The following is an 18,510-nucleotide window of genomic DNA, read 5'->3' as shown; positions in this document are numbered from 1 at the left end:
GGACCCGACCGGTTCTCCGGAAGGGGCGACAGCGGGAATCGGTGGCCACGCCCTTGGGGCCGGGCAGGGTATAGGGCGAATTATCGCCAAAAGTCGGAGGCGGCAAAGTGAAACAGGTCGCCCTGCAGGCAAAAAAAAACCTGCCGCAGCGAGCGGCAGGCTTCTTCCGATGCAACGCCGGATCAGCGCTTCATCGAACCGAAGAACTCGTCGTTGGACTTGGTGTTCTTCATCTTGTCCAGCAGGAATTCCATCGCGGCCATTTCATCCATCGGATGCAGCAGCTTGCGCAGGATCCAGATCTTCTGCAGCAGTTCCGGCTCGATCAGCAGGTCTTCGCGGCGGGTGCCGGAACGGTTGATGTCGATGGCCGGGAACACGCGCTTTTCAGCAATACGACGGCTCAGGTGCACTTCGCTGTTGCCGGTGCCCTTGAACTCTTCGTAGATCACCTCGTCCATCTTCGAACCGGTGTCCACCAGCGCCGTGGCGATGATGGTCAGGCTGCCGCCTTCTTCCACGTTGCGCGCGGCACCGAAGAAGCGCTTCGGGCGGTGCAGGGCGTTGGCGTCCACACCACCGGTCAGCACCTTGCCCGAGCTCGGCACCACGTTGTTGTAGGCGCGGGCCAGGCGGGTGATCGAGTCGAGCAGGATCACCACGTCCTTCTTGTGCTCGACCAGGCGCTTGGCGCGCTCGATGACCATTTCGGCCACCTGCACGTGGCGCGCGGCCGGCTCGTCGAAGGTCGAGCTGATGACCTCGCCGCGCACGGTGCGCTGCATTTCGGTCACTTCTTCCGGGCGCTCGTCGATCAGCAGCACGATCAGGTGCACGTCCGGGTGGTTGGTGGTGATGGCGGTGGCGACCTGCTGCATCATCATCGTCTTGCCGGCCTTCGGCTGCGACACGATGAGCGAGCGCTGGCCCTTGCCCTGCGGCGCCATCAGGTCGAGGATGCGGCCGGTGATGTCTTCCGACGAACCGTTGCCACGCTCCAGGGTGAAGCGGCGGCGCGGGAACAGCGCGGTCAGGTTCTCGAACAGCACCTTGTTCTTCGACGCTTCGATCGGCTCGCCGTTGATGGTGTCGACGATGTTCAGCGCGAAGTAGCGCTCGCCGTCCTTCGGGAAGCGGATGCGGCCGGAGATGTGGTCGCCGGTGCGCAGGTTGAAGCGGCGGATCTGGCTGGGCGAGATGTAGGTGTCGTCCGGGCCGGCCAGGTAGCTGGCTTCAGCCGCGCGCAGGAAGCCAAAGCCATCCGGCAGGATTTCCAGCACACCGTCGGCGGCAACGCCATCGCCGTGGCGGGTCAGCACCTTCAGCAGGGCGAAGATCACATCCTGCTTGCGGGCGCGGGCCACGCCTTCGGAGATCTGCAGCTGCTCGGCGATTTCCAGCAGCTTCTGTGCCGGCATGCGCTTGAGGTCGCTCAGCGAATAGACCGGGAAGCCCTCGGGCACGTTGGCGTGCGGGCGCGGCACGAACGGCTGCTGCTCGCCGCCGTCGTTGGGCATGCCCTCGTCGCGGAAGCGGTTGTTGCGGTCACGGTCGCGCCGGTTGCGGAAGCGGTCGCGGCGGTTGCCCTGCCCCTGGCCCTGCTGGCCATTCTGGTTGTATGGGTTCTGGCCCTGGTTCTGGCCGCCCCCCTGATGGTTGTGCTGCTGGCGCGGCTGGCCGGATTCGCGGCCTTCGCTGCCTTCGCCACCGCCACTGCTGGCAGGGGCCTCGGCGGCGGGCGCGCTCGGTGCAGGTGCTGCGGCAGGCGCCGGCGCGGGAGCTTCGGGCGCGGAGGCCAACGGCAGCGTCGGCTGCGCCGGAGCGGCGCTGGTTTCGGCGGCTGCCGGGGCGGCGGCCTTGCTCACGCGGGGCTTGCGCACACGCTTTTCGGCGGGCGCATCGGCGCTGCCGGTTTCGGAAGTGTTATCGGACAAGAGCGTTATTCCTCGCTTGAAGGTGCGAGCGCCCGGCTGGGGCGGCGAACGTTGGGAATGGGTCTGGAAGAAACTGCGTCCAGAGGGTGCGGCACGCGAACGCGGCCGGATATGCCGACACTATCATCGGCCTGCGGCGCCATGCAAGGGTCGCCGGGAACAGCATTCATCATGGGCGCAGGGGCGCCGCCGGCAGCCGCGTTCGGCGGCTGCCGGAGAACCGCAGGATCAGGCCAGGGCCTTGTCCAGCAGGCCGGCCAGCTGGGCCTTGCCCACCGCACCGATCTGCTCGCCGACCTTCTCGCCGTCCTTGAACACGACCAGGTACGGAATCGAACGCACGTGGTATTTGGCGGCCAGCGCACGGTTGTGGTCAACGTTGACCTTGGCGATCTTGGCGCGGCCCTGATAGGCATCGGCCAGTTCGTCCAGCGCCGGGGCGATCATCTTGCACGGGCCACACCACTCGGCCCAGAAATCGACCAGCACCGGTTCCTTGGAATTCAGCACTGCGCTATCAAAGTCGGCATCGCCGACATGTACAACCTTGTCGCTCATCTTGGTTTCTCGTCTTGGATTGCACCCGGCCATGCCGGAGGTGGGTGAACTGGGCCATGCCCGGTGGCGCGACCCTCGTCGTTGCCTCGCGGCGCACTGCCGCGGTGCGTTCGGCGGGATGCCTGGACGCTCACGGCCGGCAGTGTACCCCTATCGCAGGGCAGGGACAGGCGCCGGTTGGAACCCAGCGTATCGTGATCGCTTCGATGGCCGGTATGTGTCGGATTTCACTGTCTTCCTGTACATGGGGCTGGCAGTGGGCGACACCAGCGAACCCGGGCAGGCCGTTCAAGTCCGGTGTGGCTGGGTGAAGGTAGCGTCTCTGGATGCCATGAGACGCCGCACTCCGGTTTGCCTGCCCGAGTGCGGTAAACTGGGGCATTGTGCGGCGCGCGGACCAGGTGGTCCCAGCCTGCCAACCCGCCGCAGGGGCCGCAGTTTGCGACGGTGCCCCCAGACGCTGAAGTGCCAGCCGCCCCACGGGCCGGCGGCCATACCAAGACGGACTCATGAGCGACAAACCGCTGACCGATTTGACCTTCTCCTCCTTCGAGCTGCATCCGGCCCTGCAGGCCGGCCTTGAAGGAGCCGGATTCACCCGTTGCACCCCGATCCAGGCGCTGACCCTGCCGGTCGCGCTGCCCGGTGGTGATGTTGCCGGCCAGGCCCAGACCGGCACCGGCAAGACCCTGGCCTTCCTGGTCGCTGTCGTGAACCGCCTGCTGACGCGTCCGGCGCTGGCCGATCGCAAGCCGGAAGATCCGCGCGCGCTGATCCTCGCCCCGACCCGCGAGCTGGCCATCCAGATCCACAAGGATGCGGTGAAGTTCGGTTCCGACCTGGGCCTGCGCTTCGCCCTGGTCTACGGCGGCGTGGATTACGACAAGCAGCGCGAGCTGCTGCAGCAGGGCGTGGACGTGATCATCGCCACCCCGGGCCGCCTGATCGACTACGTCAAGCAGCACAAGGTGGTGTCGCTGCACGCCTGCGAGATCTGCGTGCTGGACGAAGCCGACCGCATGTTCGACCTGGGCTTCATCAAGGACATCCGCTTCCTGCTCCGCCGCATGCCCGAGCGTACCACCCGCCAGACCCTGCTGTTCAGTGCCACCCTCAGCCATCGCGTGCTGGAGCTGGCCTACGAGCACATGAACGAACCGCAGAAGCTGGTGGTCGAAGCCGAGACCATCACCGCCGCGCGCGTGCGCCAGCGCATCTACTTCCCGGCCGACGACGAAAAGATTCCGCTGCTGCTGGGCCTGCTGTCGCGCAGCGAAGGCGCGCGCACCATGGTCTTCGTCAACACCAAGGTGTTCGTCGAGCGCGTGGCGCGTTCGCTGGAAAAGGCCGGCTACCGTGTCGGCGTGCTGTCCGGCGATGTGCCGCAGAAGAAGCGCGAGAGCCTGCTCAACCGCTTCCAGAAGGGCCAGCTGGAAATCCTGGTGGCCACCGACGTGGCCGCGCGCGGCCTGCACATCGACGGCATCAAGTACGTCTACAACTACGATCTGCCGTTCGACGCCGAAGACTACGTGCACCGCATCGGCCGTACCGCGCGCCTGGGTGAGGAGGGTGATGCGATCAGCTTCGCCTGCGAACGCTACGCCATGGGCCTGCCGGACATCGAGGCCTATATCGAGCAGAAGATTCCGTCCGAACCGGTCACCAAGGAACTGCTGACCCCGCTGCCGCGCCCGGAACGCCCGGCGCCGGCGGCAGGCGAGGAAGGCGAGGACAACGAAAGCGTCGGCCAGATCTTCCGCGAAGCGCGCGAAGCCCGCGCCGCCGAGGAAGAGCGTCGGGGCGGTGGCCGCAGCGGCGGCCGCTCAGGCAGTGGTGGTGGCCGCGGTAGTCGCGACGGTGAACGCAGCGGCGAACGCCGTGCGCGTGGCCCGCGCAAGCCGCGCGTGGAAGGCGAGCAGGGCGCAGCCGCCGCGGTTGCCGGTGCCGAAGGCGCCGCCGCCCAGGCCCCGCGTCCGCCGCGCCCGCCGCGTGCCGAAGGCGCACCGGCAGCTACGGTGGACGGTGAGCACAAGCCGCGCAAGCGCCGTCGTCGTCGCCACGGCCGTCCGGTCGAAGGTACCGAGGGTGTACAGGCCAACGCCGGCAACGGCGCCAGCCCGGTGACCCCGGTGCAGGTGGTGGCCAAGCCGGTGCGTACCGCCGCCGATACCGGTGACTCGTTCCTGACCCGCATCGGCCGCAAGATCCGCCGGATGCTGTCGGGCAGCTGATCGGCGCTGCCGATCAGCGGGTAGCACCCGATCGTTGGTCGGGTGGCTTTGAAAGGTGTGCCGACCAACGGTCGGCACCCACCAGGCGGGGCCGGTGGCACCCACCGTCTCCACGACGTCGCGCCGGTCCTGCATAATCGGGGCATGAGTGTCCTGCGCTTCGACAATGTCAGCAAACAGTACGCCGGTGGCCACGAGGCGCTGACCGATGTCAGCTTCGAGGTCGCGCCGGGCGAGATGCTGTTCGTCACCGGCCATTCCGGTGCGGGTAAAAGTACGCTGCTCAAGTTGATCCACCTCGACGAGCGGCCCAGCCGCGGCGCGGTGGTGTTCGACGAGCGCAACCTGCTGAAGGTGCGCGGCGGCGACGTGCCGCGCCACCGACGCGCGGTGGGGGCGGTCTACCAGGACCACCGCCTGCTGATGGACCGCTCCATCGCCGAGAACGTGGCGCTGCCGCTGATCCTGCGCGGCACCCGCCGTGGCGACATCAGCAAGCGCGTGCGCTCGGTGCTGGAGCGGATGGGCCTGGGCCATCGCGAGAAGGCGCTGCCCTCGCAGCTGTCGGCCGGCGAGCAGCAGCGCGTGGGCATCGCCCGCGCCATCGTCGGCGAGCCCAAGCTGCTGGTGGCCGATGAGCCGACCGGCAACCTCGACCCGACCCTGGCGGCGGAGATCATGGCCCTGTTCGCCGAACTGCCCGCGCGCGGCACCAGCGTGCTGGTGGTCAGTCACGACCTGCCGCTGCTGCGCCGCATGCGCAAGCGCGTGCTGATCCTTGACCACGGCCGGCTGGTGGATGACATCTCGCCGCAGGACCTGGCGGAGTAACCATGGCGAAGAACGAAAACAGCGAAGCCGCCGCCCCCTCGCGCGTGGGCGTCTGGTTCCAGCACCACGTGCACAGCGTGGTGTTCAGCCTGGGCCGTGCCTGCCGCAAGCCGTGGGCGACCCTGCTGACGGTGATGGTCATGGCGCTGGCGCTGGCGTTGCCGCTGGGGCTGTCGATCGCGCTGGACAACCTCAAGCAGTTCGCCGGCAGCGTGCAGCAGTCGCGCGACATCAACGTGTTCCTGAAGGGCAACGTCGATGGTCCCGGCGCGCTGCGCCTGGCGGGCCAGCTGCGCGACCGCGACGACGTGGCCGAAGTGAACGTGCGCACGCCGGAGCAGGGCCTGCAGGAACTGCGCGATGCCGGCCTCGGTGAGGCGATCGACGCACTCAACGACAATCCGCTGCCCTCGCTGCTGGTGATCACCCCCGGCCAGGGCAAGGATGACGCACGCCTGGCGCGCGCGCTGGAAAGCCTGCCCGAGGCCGACCTGGTGCAGCACGATGCGCTGTGGCGCCAGCGCCTGGATGCCTGGCTGGCGTTCGGCGCGCGGCTGGTGCAGGTGCTGTCGGTACTGCTCGGCGCGGGGGCCGCGCTGGTGGTCGGCAACACGGTACGCCTGGACATCCAGGCCCGCCGCGAAGAGATCGGCGTGCTGCAGCTGCTCGGCGCCAGCGATGGCTTCATCCGCCGCCCGTTCCTGTATCTGGGTGCGTGGTATGGCCTGGGCGCAGGCGCGGTTGCATTGGCCCTGATCGGCGCCGCCGGTGCCGCGCTGCGCGTGCCGCTGGCCGAACTCTCGCGCAGCTACGGCAGCCCGTTCGTGCTGCATGGCCTGGACCTGCTGCATGGTGGCCTGGTCCTGCTCGGCACGCTGCTGCTGGGCTGGCTGGGTGCCTGGCTGGTGACCGGCCACTTCCTCCGCCAGACCCGCCCGACCGATACCTGAGACCGGCATGCAACCGCAAGCGCTGAAGCACCTTGAAGGGCCCGCGACGCGGGTGATGGTGGTCGATGGCTCGAAGCTGGTCCGCAAGCTGATCGCCGACGTCCTGCAGCGCGACCTGCCGGGCGTGGAGGTGATTGGCTGCGACAGCATCGAAGACGCGCAGCAGGCGCTGGCGCAGGGCCCGGTGGACCTGGTGACGACCTCGCTGACCTTGCGTGATGGCGACGGCCTGGCGCTGGCGCGCATGGTCCGCGAAGCGGCCGGACAGGCCTATGTGCCGGTGATCGTGGTTTCCGGCGATGCCCAGCAGCACCTGGAGCAGCGCCGCTTCACCGAGTACGTCACCGACTATTTCGACAAATCCCTGGGCCATGAAGCGCTGGCGACCTTCATCCGTGGCTATGTGCAGCCGCAGACCATCCCCGGCGCCACCATCCTCTATATCGAGGACAGCCGCGTAGTGGCCGAGGCCACCAAGCGCATGCTCGAGCGGCAGCAGTTGAACGTGCTGCACGTGGTCAGCGCCGAAGAGGCCTTCACCCTGCTCACCGCCGAGTCGCTGGGCCGCAGCCGCCACCGCATCGACCTGGTGCTGACCGACGTCACCCTGAAGGGCGAGCTGAGCGGCCGCGACGTGGTGCAGCGCGTGCGCGTGGACTTCGGCTACGGCAAGCGCCGCCTGCCCGTGCTGGTGATGACCGGCGACGGCAACCCCCACAACCAGACCGGGCTGCTGCAGTCCGGTGCCAACGACCTGGTGCTCAAGCCGATCGAAGAGCGGCTGCTGGTCACCAAGGTGCTGTTCCAGCTGCGCCTGGCTCGATTGAATGATGGACCTTTGTTGCGATGATCGATGAAGTAACCGACACCCCGACGATCCAGCTGGAACCGAGCTGGAAGCAGCACGTCGGTGAGTACCTGTTGCAGCCGCAGATGCGCGAGCTGTCGGCCTTCCTGCGCCAGCGCAAGGCCAGCGGTGCGGCGGTGTTCCCGCCCGGGCCGCAGATCTTCGCAGCGTTTGACGCCACGCCGTTCGAGCAGGTGAAGGTGGTGATCCTCGGCCAGGACCCGTACCACGGGCGCGGCCAGGCCCACGGCCTGAGTTTCTCGGTACCGCCCGGCGTGCCGGTGCCGCCGTCGCTGCTGAACATCTACAAGGAGATCGAGAGCGATCTCGGTATCCCGCGCCCGGACCACGGCTGCCTGATCCCGTGGGCGCAACGGGGCGTGCTGCTGCTCAATGCCGTGCTGACGGTGGAGGAGGGCAAGGCCGGCGCGCACCAGGGCCGTGGTTGGGAAGGCTTCACCGATCATGTGGTGGACGTGCTCAACCGCGAGCGCGAAGGCCTGGTGTTCATGCTCTGGGGCGCCTACGCGCAGCAGAAGGGCAAGGTCATCGACACCCGCCGCCATCGCGTGCTGAAGGCCCCGCATCCGTCGCCGCTGTCGGCCCATCGTGGCTTCCTCGGCTGCCGCCATTTCTCCATGGCCAACGAGTACCTGCAGCGCCGCGGCCAGGCCCCGATCGACTGGTCGCTGCCGCCGCGCTCGGCGCTCTGAGCGCCGGCGAGTGGCCGGGCCTGAACGCCGGGCAACGTTCCCCGTCCTGAATGGGCCTCCGGAACGGCGCGTTCAGCTCCGCTTGACCGGAATCGGCAGGTTTTCAGTGGGTAATTGCTTGAATTCCAAGGGATTGTGAATCCCGAAAAGCGTGCTCGCCACTGTCATCAAATCGCGCTACGGTAGGGTTCTGTTTGGGACCAGTGTTGCATCAATAGGATGCTGGAACTTTTTCCTCCTTTAGCAGTCCAAATCCCGGACTGCTAAGATGGGTGCCTATGAGCCAGAACACCTCTACTGCCCTTGTGGCAAACAATCTCCCGATTCCCAGTGCGCTCGGTTCGCTGGACGCCTACATCGGTGCCGTGCACCAGATTCCGGTGCTGTCGGTCGATGACGAACAGGACCTGGCCCGTCGCTTCCGCGACGGCAACGATCTGGACGCCGCCCGCGAGCTGGTGCATTCGCACCTGCGCTTCGTGGTGCACGTGGCCCGCGGCTACAACGGCTACGGCCTCGCCCTGGGCGACCTGATCCAGGAAGGCAACATCGGCCTGATGAAGGCGGTCAAGCGCTTCGACCCGGACATGGGCGTGCGCCTGGTCTCCTTCGCCGTGCACTGGATCCGTGCCGAAATGCACGAGTTCATCCTGAAGAACTGGCGCATCGTGAAGGTCGCCACCACCAAGGCGCAGCGCAAGCTGTTCTTCAACCTGCGCAAGTCGAAGACGCGCCTGGGCTGGATGAACGCGGCGGAAGTCAGCGCGGTGGCCAAGGATCTGAACGTGTCCGAGCGCGAGGTCATGGAAATGGAGTCGCGCCTGTCCGGCCGCGATATCGGTTTCGATGCGCCGTCCGACGAGGACAACGAACACGCACCGCCGTCGCCGGCTGCGTTCCTGGTTGCCGATGATGAAGACCCGTCGATGGCCTACGAGCGCGAGGACAACGAAGACAACCAGATGCAGCTGCTGCGCGAAGGCCTGGCCGAATTGGATGCGCGTTCGCGTGACATCATCCGCCGCCGTTGGCTGGATGCCGACAGCAAGGTGACGCTGCAGGAACTGGCAGACGAGTACGGCGTGTCGGCCGAACGCATCCGCCAGGTCGAGGCGAATGCCCTGAAGAAGATGAAGGCGCTGTTCACCGCGTAAGGCATGGATCTTAGGTTCGGTTCCTATTTCCGGAACCCGTTCTGATGAAATGCCCCGGCGTTGGTCGGGGCTTTTTTTGTTCGGCCGGCATGGCAGTTGGTAATGCAGGCCGCTGATCGGCTGCTTCAGTAGTACCAGCCCATGGCTGGCAGTCATGCGCTTCCGGTGGCCGTTCAAGCCCTCGCGAGGTTCATAGCCAAGGGCCTGGTCCAATTCAGAATGGTCCCTTTGGCCTCAGTCCTGGAGTTGGACTCCGATGACTGCCTTCCTGTGCTATGAATGCCAAGCCTTGCTTCAAGGCTCTTTCATGGATTGGAATGATGCGCAGGTTCGGGAAAACTGCAGGCGGTGTGTCCACCCGCTTCGGGGCATTTGAAGGTCGAACTCGCAAGCTTGGTGTCATAGGCGCCTGGCTGTGCTGCTTGCTGCTGATGGGCCTTGGCCTGTCACCATCCGCAATCGCCCAGACAACGATCACATACATTCACACTGATGCCCTCGGCTCGGTTGTGGCCGAAAGCGATGCCAACGGCAACGTCATCAAACGATATGACTACGAGCCCTACGGGGCCGTGGTAGGCGGTCAGGTCACGGATGGACCTGGGTACGCCGGACATGTGAGTGACTCGGCCACAGGGCTGAGCTACATGCAACAGCGCTACATGGATCCACAATTGGGTGTGTTTTTGTCAGTGGACCCAGTCACCGCTCACCAAAAGCCAGTTGAGCAGTTCAATAGGTATCGGTACGCGAACGGGAATCCCTACAGGTTCGTCGATGCGGATGGAAGGCAGGCCGCAGAGCGATTCGTTGAGCAGCATCGGAGGGATATTGCTGCCGGAAATGGCGCCGTATACGAGCCGATGAGACCGGCCGCAATCGCTGTTACAGCGGCAATGGCTGCCCCAGTGCTGATCGAAGCTGGCATGGTTGCGATGGCCAATCCAAGTGTCATATCAGCAGCTACCAGTATCGCTGCTGATATCGCAGGAGTTACAGGTGCCGGTGGAGCAGGTGTGGCGGCATCCAATGCTCTGAGTGTTGAAGGTCGGGCACTTCTGAATTCCCGACCTGTGGGAAGTGCACTCAAAGCCGACGCTGGGCACAATTCGGCGACCTTTATGCGAGAGACGGCTGCAGAAGCGGGTGTTCATACTCCGTTGACAGGGGGTGACGGCGTGGTCCGCACTCTGACGCAGCTGCCAGGTGAACTCAATGGAAAGGCCGGTCGATTTGAATACATAGTCGACAAGGCTGGCGACTTGACCCATCAAAGATTTGTGGAAGGTGGCAGCATGAACGGAATACCAAACAAGAAGTGAGTGTCCATGAGAACGTATGACTCTATTCAACCCTATGGACCCTGGAATCAGACCGAGGTGGCATGGGCACTGGGGCGCCATCTGATTGACTTTGAGGTTGTGAAGCACTGCGCGTCGGAGCAGAAGGAACTGGAAGGGAAGTTCAATCTGAACGCCTTGATTGAAAGGCTTGAAGGGGTTCTTCCCGATGAGCGTAATAGCGTAGCTGCGCAGTTGGCGGCATTCGATAAGAACTCAAACGAGGATGAGATTCTCAGAAGATGGCTTGTTGCATTTCTCGCGGACGCCTACGCCAAGCGCGATGAGATTGCTGATCCGCTCGGAGAGGTTGAGAGGATCTACGCTGATTTTGATTACCCGGAGTCTCTGGAGAGCTTTGTCAGGTACATGCCAGCTTCTGATGGGTATGATCCGTCCGCTCACTCACATGAGCAGAACGTTGCGCGGCTCTTCGAGAACTGGAAACGTTATCTTGACTCGGCGAAATAGCGGATTCAATCAGCGTAATTTCCTTCGCTTGACGTGCGTCGCCTCTTCCCGAAGCGCACCGTCCCGGCTTCCATGCCGAGGACGGTGAAGACTCCCAGAATCCGTGATCTGGTTCCATGCAGGAGGCTGCGTGGTGGATCTATCAGGCCTTACCCCTCACGCGCGATCGCGCGCCAGCCGATGTCGTTGCGGTGGAACTCGTTGGCCCAGCTCACCTTGGCCACGCCGGCATAGGCCTTCGTCTGCGCATCACGCACGCTGTCGCCCAGTGCGGCCACGCACAGCACGCGGCCGCCGGCACTGACCACCTGGCCCTGCGCATCCAATGCCGTACCGGCATGGAACACCTTGGCGCTGGCCGGCACGTCGCCGAGGCCGGAAATCACATCACCGGTGATCGGCGATTCCGGGTAGGGCTTCGCGGCCAGCACCACGCCCAGTGACGGGCGCGCATCCCACTGCGCTTCTACCTGGTCCAGGCGGCCATCAATCGCCGCTTCCACCAGCTCGACCAGGTCCGACTGCAGGCGCAGCATCACCGGCTGGGTTTCCGGATCGCCGAAGCGCACGTTGAATTCAATTACCTTCGGCGCGCCGCTGGCATCGATCATCAGGCCGGCGTAGAGGAAACCGGTGAACGGGATGCCGTCGGCGATCATGCCCTGCACGGTCGGGTTCACCACTTCGCGCATCACGCGTGCATGCACCTCCGGCGTCACTACAGGCGCCGGCGAGTACGCGCCCATGCCACCCGTGTTGGGGCCGGTGTCGCCGTCGCCGACGCGCTTGTGGTCCTGCGAGGTGGCCATCGGCAGCGCATGCACGCCGTCCACCATCGAAATGAAGCTGGCTTCCTCGCCATCGAGGAATTCCTCGATCACCACGCGGGCGCCGGCATCGCCGAACGCGTTGCCGGAGAGCATGTCACGCACCGCGTCTTCGGCCTCGGCCAACGTCATTGCGACGATCACGCCCTTGCCGGCGGCGAGGCCATCGGCCTTGACCACGATCGGCGCACCCTTCTCGCGGATGTAGGCCAGGGCAGCGTCCACGTCGGTGTGCACGGCATAGAACGCGGTGGGGATGTTGTGGCGGGCCAGGAAGTCCTTGGCGTAGGCCTTGCTGCCTTCCAGCTGCGCGGCGGCGGCGGTCGGCCCGAAGATGCGCAGGCCGGCGGCGCGGAAGCGGTCGACCACGCCGGCCACCAGCGGTACTTCCGGGCCGACCACGGTCAACGCCACGCCTTCGGCCTGGGCCAGCGCCAGCAGGCTGTCGATATCGGTCACCTTCACCGCCACGTTGCGGCACTTGTCTTCGCTGGCGGTACCGGCGTTGCCGGGCGCCACGATCACTTCGGTGACACGGGAGGACTGGGCCAGCTTCCATGCCAGGGCGTGTTCGCGGCCGCCAGAGCCGATGACGAGGATCTTCATGGGACAGGGTTCTCGGGTGCGGAAAAGAAAAGCCGGGCAGGGCCCGGCTTGGTGATGCGGATCAGTGGCGGAAGTGGCGCACGCCGGTGAACACCATGGCCAGGCCATGTTCGTCGGCGGCGGCGATCACTTCGGCATCGCGCATCGAACCGCCCGGCTGGATGACCGCCTTGATGCCGGCGGCAGCGGCGGCATCAATGCCATCGCGGAACGGGAAGAACGCATCGGAGGCCATCACCGAACCTTCCACCACCAGGTTCGCATCGGCGGCCTTGATGCCGGCGATGCGGGCCGAGTACACGCGGCTCATCTGCCCGGCACCGACACCGATGGTGCGGTTGTCCTTGGCATAGACGATCGCGTTGGACTTGACGAACTTGGCTACCTTCCAGGCGAACAGCAGGTCGGTGAACTGCTTGTCGGTCGGCGCCAGCTTGCTGACCACCTTCAGCTCGTCGCGGGTCATGCCGCGGTTGTCCGACGACTGCAGCAGCAGGCCCGAGCCGACGCGCTTGCTGTCGAAGTTGTTCAGGCCATCGCCATGCGGGATGCGCAGCACGCGCACGTTGGCCTTCTTCTGCGCGTACTCCAGCGCGGCCGGCTCGTAGTCCGGGGCAATCAGCACTTCCACGAACTGGCGGTCCAGGATCACCTTGGCGGTGGCGGCGTCCAGCGGCGTGTTGAAGGCGATGATGCCGCCGAAGGCGCTGGTCGGGTCGGTGGCGTAGGCCAGCTCGTAGGCATCGCCGTTGCCGGCACCGACGGCCACGCCGCACGGGTTGGCGTGCTTGACGATGACGCAGGCCGGCGCATCGAACTGGCGCACGCATTCCCACGCCGCGTCAGCATCGGCCAGGTTGTTGTAGCTCAGTTCCTTGCCCTGCAGTTGCTGGAACGTGGCCAGCGTGCCCGGCACCGGGTACAGGTCGCGGTAGAACGCGCCGCTCTGGTGCGGGTTTTCGCCGTAGCGCAGGTCCATCACCTTCACGAAGGTCGAGTTCATCTGTGCCGGGTACTCGGCACGCACCGGCACGGCGGCGTCGGTGGCGGTGACCGCCGACAGGTAGTTGCTGATCGCCGCATCGTACTGGGCGACGCGGTTGAACGCGGCCACCGAGAACGCGAAGCGGGTTGCAGCCGTCAGCTGGCCGTCGTTGGCCGCCAGCGAGGCCAGCAGCTCGGGGTACTGCGACGGGTCGGTGGCCACTGCCACGCGGGCGAAGTTCTTGGCCGCCGAACGCAGCATGGCCGGGCCGCCGATGTCGATGTTCTCGACCGCGTCGGCCAGGGTGCAGTCGGCCTTGGCGGTGACCGATTCGAATGGGTACAGGTTCAGCACCAGCAGGTCGATGGCGCCGATGCCGTGCTCGGCCATCACCGCGTCATCCAGGCCGGAGCGGCCCAGCAGGCCGCCGTGCACCATCGGGTGCAGGGTCTTGACCCGACCGTCCATCATTTCCGGGAAACCGGTGACCTCGGCCACGTCCTTCACGGCCAGGCCCGCCTCGCGGATCGCCTTGGCGGTGCCGCCGGTGGACAGCAGCTCCACGCCGCGTGCCGCCAGCGCAGTGGCCAGCTCGACCAGACCGGTCTTGTCGGAAACGGAGAGGAGGGCCCGGCGGACGGGCAACAGATCAGCAGTCATGGGACGGAATCGGCAGCGGAGCGGGGCCGATATTGTAGGCGGTGGGGGCCGGTGGCGGGCGCCGCAGGGGCAGATTTGCCGTGGCAGTTGACGTAAAGGCGGGTCGGGCACATCGATCCGGCCCGATCCGGGGGCTGGGCTGCGGACCGGAGCAGGGTTGTTGGAATCTGCCAACGATGGGGTAGGCTGTGCCCCGCACTGCCAAGGATCAGCGGGTACGGATCATGTCGATCTACGCATTGAAAGGACGTTTCCAGGACCTGTTGCGTCCGGCCGTACGCGGTCTGTTCCGCATGGGGATCACTGCCAATACGGTGACCGTGGCCGCTGCCTTGGTCTCGCTGCTGGTGGCCGCGGCCGTGTGGTGCTGCGCGCCTGCCCAGCCTCTGCTGTACCTGCTGCTGCCGTTGTGGATGCTGCTGCGCATGGCGCTCAACGCGGTGGACGGCATGCTGGCGCGCGAATTCGGCCAGCAATCGCGGCTGGGCGCCTATCTGAACGAATTGTGCGATGTGATCGCCGATGCGGCGCTGTACCTGAGCCTGCTCAGCGTACCCGGCGTGCGCCCGGAGGCGCTGTGGCTGCTGGCCTGGACGGCGGCGCTGAGCGAGTACGCCGGCGTGCTGGGGCTGATGGTCGGTGCCAGCCGCCGCTATGACGGCCCGATGGGCAAGAGCGACCGCGCCTTCGTGATCGGTGCGCTGGGCTTGCTGCTGGCCTTCGGCTGGGGCGGTGCACTGACGGCCAGCGGCGTGGCTGCAGCCATGGCAGTGTTGTGCGTGCTGACGATGATCAACCGCGTCCGTCGCGGACTGCGGGAAGCGGCGGTTTCGCCGAATTAATCAAGCAGATACAAAAAGACAATCAGGAGATTGCATGCGTCAGGCGCAGGAACGGGAATTCCACAGCTTCGACCAGGTACCGCTGTTCTACCGGTACTGGGCGGGCACCACCGCAACCCCGGCCACCAAGGCCATCGTGCTGCTGCACCGCGGCCACGAGCACTCCGGCCGGGTCACCCACCTGGTCGATGAGCTGGACCTGCCCGACACCGCCTTCTTCGCCTGGGATGCGCGCGGCAATGGCCGTTCGTTGGGCGCACGTGGCGATGCACCGGGCTTCCCGGCGCTGGTGCGCGACCTCGATAGCTTCATTGCCCATATCGGTGCCGAGCACGGCATCGCGGTGGAAAATATCGTGGTGATCGCGCAGAGCGTGGGCGCGGTGGTCGCCGCGACCTGGGTGCACGATTACGCGCCGCGCCTGCGTGCGCTGGTGATGGCTTCGCCGGCGTTCAAGGTGAAGCTGTACGTGCCGTTCGCGCGCCCGGGCCTGGCCTTGATGCAGAAGCTGCGCGGCAACTTCTTCGTCAACAGCTATGTCAAGCCGCAGTGGCTGACCCATGATCCGGCGCGGGTGGAAAGCTACCGTACCGATCCGCTGATCACCCGGCCGATCTCGGTGCGCGTGCTGCTGGGCCTTTACGAAGCGGCTGACCGCATCGTCGCCGATGCGCAGGCCATCAGCGTGCCGGTGCAGCTGCTGGTGTCCGGTTCGGACTTCGTGGTGCACCGTGGCCCGCAGGATCGCTTCTATGAACGCCTGTCCAGCCCGATCAAGGAGCGGGTGCATCTGCCGGGCTTCTTCCACGACACGCTGGGCGAGCGCGATCGGGCACCAGCACTGGCGCGCATCCGCAGCTTCATCCAGGCGCGTTTTGCCGAGCCGCTGCGCGAACTGCCGCGGCGTGACGCGCACCGTCATGGACCGACCTTCGAGGAATCAGAGATCCTGGCGTGGCCACCCGAACGCAACAGCCTGGCCGACCTGCGCTGGCGCGTGGTGCGCGGCGGCCTGCGCTTCGGTGGCACGCTGTCCGAAGGCATTGCGCTGGGCCTGCAGACCGGTTTCGATTCCGGCAGCACGCTCGACTACATCTATCGCAACGAAGCGCGCGGCAAGGGCCCGCTGGGCCGCATGGTCGACCGCAATTACCTGGACGCAATCGGCTGGCGCGGCATCCGCATCCGTGGCCAGCACCTGCAGGAACTGCTGCGCGATGCTGCCCAGCGCCTGCGCGGGCAGGGCACGCCGGTGCGCGTGCTGGACGTGGCCGCCGGCCATGGCCGCTATGTGCTGGAAGCGCTGGGCCAGGGCGAACAGCGCGCCGACCGCATCGTGCTGCGTGATTTCAGCGATCTGAACGTGACCCAGGGCCAGGCCTTGATCGAGCGCCTCGGTGCAGCCGACATCGCCCACTTCGAGCAGGGCGATGCGTTCGATCCGGCGCAACTGGCGGCGGTGGACCCGGCGCCTACGCTGGCGGTGGTATCGGGCCTGTACGAACTATTCCCCGACAACGACGCCGTGCTGCGCTCGCTGCAGGGCATCGCCGCAACCGTACCGGTGGGCGGCTACCTGGCCTACACCGGCCAGCCCTGGCACCCGCAGCTGGAATTCATCGCCCGCGCGCTGACCAGCCATCGAGGCGGCGCCGCGTGGGTGATGCGCCGCCGTACCCAGCAGGAGATGGATGAGCTGGTGCGCCTGGCCGGGTTCGAGAAGGTGGCGCAGCGCATCGATGACTTCGGCATCTTCACCGTGTCGCTGGCGCGCCGGACCGCGTGATGGCGACGCTGGCCGCAACCCCGTTGGCCGTGGAAGGGCGCCCTTGGCGGCGCGCCCTGCTGTGGTTGGCGCTGCTGGGTCCGTTCTTCTTTGCCAGCTACGGCTTCGCCAACTGGATGGCCGGCCGCCACGCTACGCTGCCGGTGATGGCGTTCGCCTGGGAGACGCGCATCCCGTTCGTGCCGTGGACGATCGTGCCGTACTGGTCGATCGACCTGTTCTATGCGGTCTCGTTCTTCCTGTGCCGTCAGCGCCTCGAACTGGACCGGCACGCGCTGCGGCTGCTCAGTGCACAGCTGATCGCGGTGACCTGTTTCCTGCTGTGGCCACTGCGCTTCAGCTTCGAGCGGCCGGAGATCGGCGGCGTGTTCGGTTGGCTGTTCGATGTGCTGCTGGGTTTCGACAAGCCGTTCAACCAGGCGCCGTCGCTGCACATCGTGCTGCTGATCGTGCTGTGGGTGAAGTTCGCGCAGTATCTGCACGGCGTGTGGCGTTGGGTGCTGCATGTGTGGGCGTTGCTGATCGGCGTCTCGGTGCTGACCACGTTCCAGCACCATTTCATCGATATCCCGACCGGCCTGCTGGCCGGCTGGCTGTGCGTCTGGCTGTGGCCCGAGCAGGGCACGCCGCCACTGCGGGCCTGGCGCACGGCGCGTGATCCAAAGCGCTGGCGTCTGGCCTCTTTCTACCTGCTGGGCGCGGGGGTGCTGCTGGTGCCGGTGGTGGTGCTGGGGGGCACGGCGCTTTGGCTGCTGTGGCCGGTGGTGTCGCTGCTGCTGGTGGCGCTGGCCTATGCCGGGCTGGGTACGGCGGTGTTCCAGAAACGCGCCGATGGTCGCCTGACCGTGGCCGCGCGCTGGCTGCTGGCGCCGTACCTGGGTGCAGCCTGGATCAATTCGCGGCTATGGACGCGGCGTGTGCCGCAGCCGGTGCCGGTGATGGACGGCGTGTGGCTGGGGCGCATTCCCGACGGCGCGTTGCCGCCGCCACTGTCGGGCGTGGTGGATGCCTGTGCCGAGCTGTCCTGCCGCGCGCCAGGCGCGGCGTACGCCAGTGTGCCGATGCTGGACCTGGTAGTGCCCACGCCGGAGCAGCTGCGCGAGGCAGTCGAGGCCATCGAGCGGCTCCATGCGCACGGACCGTTGCTGGTGTGCTGTGCGCTGGGCTATTCGCGCAGTGCGGCCAGCGTGGCCACCTGGCTGCTGCGCAGCGGTCGTGCGGCCGATGCTGACGCTGCGGTCGCGATCGTGCGTGTGGCACGCCCCGGCATCGTGCTGGGCGCGGCGCATCTGCATGCCATCACCGCTGCAGCAGGAGCGCGCGCATGAGCACCGTTCCCGATCTGGCGACCATGCAGCTGCTGCTGCGGCAGGGGCGTTGGCCGGCATGCCTGTCGCTGGGCCTGTTGCTGGTGGCGTTGCTGCTGCTCGGCATCGAGACGGGGCTGGCGATGATCGCTGCCGGGCTGTTGCTGCTCAGTGTTGCCGCGGGCATCGCACAGGCCTACCACGCGTGGCGTGTGGGGCTGGATGCCGATCTGCTGCAGCTGCTGCGCGATGAGGGCCTGCACGACGAAGCCGCCGCGCGCCGCACCGATCAGCTGCTGCACGACAGTGGCCTGCGCCGTGCCTCGCCCGCTGCACAACTGCGCGGCTGGGATGCGCGTTGGGCCGGCATGCGCCGCCTGCTGCTGCGCCAGTACCTGCTGACCGCAGTGCAGTTCGTACTGCTGGTGGTGGCCGTGTTGTGGCCGCAGACGTGAACGGGAGGGA

16 protein-coding genes are annotated in these 18,510 nt (G+C 66.4%); 12 read left to right on the top strand and 4 right to left on the bottom strand.

Going from position 1 to position 18,510, the window contains the following annotated elements; translation table 11 throughout:
* Positions 1-182 precede the first annotated feature (182 nt).
* Both rho and trxA read right to left on the bottom strand, forming a co-directional pair.
* The gene (gene rho, locus AC5P9W_RS02210) at positions 183-1,934 is read right to left on the bottom strand and encodes a transcription termination factor Rho (protein WP_019660840.1); all 1,752 of its coding nucleotides are present in this window, start codon (positions 1,932-1,934) and stop codon (positions 183-185) included.
* Between the two features lie 228 nt (positions 1,935-2,162).
* Positions 2,163-2,492: a thioredoxin gene (gene trxA / locus AC5P9W_RS02205; protein WP_005411275.1), complete on the bottom strand. Its 330-nt coding sequence runs from the start codon at positions 2,490-2,492 to the stop codon at positions 2,163-2,165.
* Between the two features lie 509 nt (positions 2,493-3,001).
* On the opposite strand from trxA, the gene rhlB reads away from it, so the two are divergent.
* The 8 genes from rhlB to AC5P9W_RS02165 all read left to right on the top strand — a co-directional run bounded on the left by rhlB (position 3,002) and on the right by AC5P9W_RS02165 (position 11,032).
* Positions 3,002-4,726, top strand: coding sequence for an ATP-dependent RNA helicase RhlB (gene rhlB / locus AC5P9W_RS02200; protein WP_019660839.1), 1,725 nt, complete (start codon positions 3,002-3,004; stop codon positions 4,724-4,726).
* 144 nt (positions 4,727-4,870) lie between these two features.
* Positions 4,871-5,557, top strand: a complete 687-nt coding sequence (ftsE, locus tag AC5P9W_RS02195) for a cell division ATP-binding protein FtsE (RefSeq protein WP_005411273.1) — start codon at positions 4,871-4,873, stop codon at positions 5,555-5,557.
* 2 nt (positions 5,558-5,559) lie between these two features.
* Positions 5,560-6,507, top strand: coding sequence for a permease-like cell division protein FtsX (gene ftsX, locus AC5P9W_RS02190; protein WP_019660838.1), 948 nt, complete (start codon positions 5,560-5,562; stop codon positions 6,505-6,507).
* A 7-nt stretch (positions 6,508-6,514) separates the two neighbouring features.
* Positions 6,515-7,357: a response regulator gene (locus tag AC5P9W_RS02185; protein ID WP_019660837.1), complete on the top strand. Its 843-nt coding sequence runs from the start codon at positions 6,515-6,517 to the stop codon at positions 7,355-7,357.
* Entirely contained in the window at positions 7,354-8,067 is a 714-nt protein-coding gene (gene ung, locus AC5P9W_RS02180) for a uracil-DNA glycosylase (RefSeq protein WP_099559903.1), read from the top strand. The genes AC5P9W_RS02185 and ung overlap by 4 nt, the downstream gene beginning before the upstream one ends.
* A gap of 278 nt (positions 8,068-8,345) precedes the next feature.
* A complete protein-coding gene (rpoH, locus tag AC5P9W_RS02175; RefSeq protein ID WP_099559904.1) occupies positions 8,346-9,221 on the top strand; it encodes an RNA polymerase sigma factor RpoH in 876 nt (291 codons plus the stop codon).
* A 275-nt stretch (positions 9,222-9,496) separates the two neighbouring features.
* Positions 9,497-10,543: an RHS repeat-associated core domain-containing protein gene (locus AC5P9W_RS02170; RefSeq protein ID WP_241745059.1), complete on the top strand. Its 1,047-nt coding sequence runs from the start codon at positions 9,497-9,499 to the stop codon at positions 10,541-10,543.
* Between the two features lie 6 nt (positions 10,544-10,549).
* Entirely contained in the window at positions 10,550-11,032 is a 483-nt protein-coding gene (locus AC5P9W_RS02165; protein ID WP_021203248.1) for a DUF2247 family protein, read from the top strand.
* A gap of 149 nt (positions 11,033-11,181) precedes the next feature.
* Here AC5P9W_RS02165 and purD read toward each other — a convergent pair whose 3' ends face one another.
* Entirely contained in the window at positions 11,182-12,465 is a 1,284-nt protein-coding gene (gene purD, locus AC5P9W_RS02160) for a phosphoribosylamine--glycine ligase (RefSeq protein ID WP_021203249.1), read from the bottom strand.
* Positions 12,466-12,526: 61 nt separating this feature from the next.
* Positions 12,527-14,110, bottom strand: coding sequence for a bifunctional phosphoribosylaminoimidazolecarboxamide formyltransferase/IMP cyclohydrolase (purH, locus tag AC5P9W_RS02155; protein ID WP_021203250.1), 1,584 nt, complete (start codon positions 14,108-14,110; stop codon positions 12,527-12,529).
* A 224-nt stretch (positions 14,111-14,334) separates the two neighbouring features.
* On the opposite strand from purH, the gene AC5P9W_RS02150 reads away from it, so the two are divergent.
* From AC5P9W_RS02150 to AC5P9W_RS02135, 4 genes are read left to right on the top strand one after another with little or no spacing between them, the layout of a single operon-like run.
* A complete protein-coding gene (locus AC5P9W_RS02150; RefSeq protein WP_021203251.1) occupies positions 14,335-14,952 on the top strand; it encodes a CDP-alcohol phosphatidyltransferase family protein in 618 nt (205 codons plus the stop codon).
* A 34-nt stretch (positions 14,953-14,986) separates the two neighbouring features.
* A complete protein-coding gene (locus AC5P9W_RS02145; RefSeq protein WP_206621897.1) occupies positions 14,987-16,738 on the top strand; it encodes a bifunctional alpha/beta hydrolase/class I SAM-dependent methyltransferase in 1,752 nt (583 codons plus the stop codon).
* Complete coding sequence (locus AC5P9W_RS02140) at positions 16,738-18,066, top strand: phosphatase PAP2/dual specificity phosphatase family protein (protein ID WP_197575076.1); 1,329 nt, start codon at positions 16,738-16,740, stop codon at positions 18,064-18,066. Before AC5P9W_RS02145 ends, AC5P9W_RS02140 begins: the two co-directional genes overlap by 1 nt.
* A complete protein-coding gene (locus tag AC5P9W_RS02135) occupies positions 18,063-18,500 on the top strand; it encodes a hypothetical protein (protein WP_021203254.1) in 438 nt (145 codons plus the stop codon). The genes AC5P9W_RS02140 and AC5P9W_RS02135 overlap by 4 nt, the downstream gene beginning before the upstream one ends.
* The last annotated feature ends 10 nt before the right edge of the window (positions 18,501-18,510 follow it).

The organism is Stenotrophomonas sp. YJH_SMC_33 (genome assembly GCF_059372295.1).
This window is presented reverse-complemented; position numbering and strand designations above follow the sequence as displayed.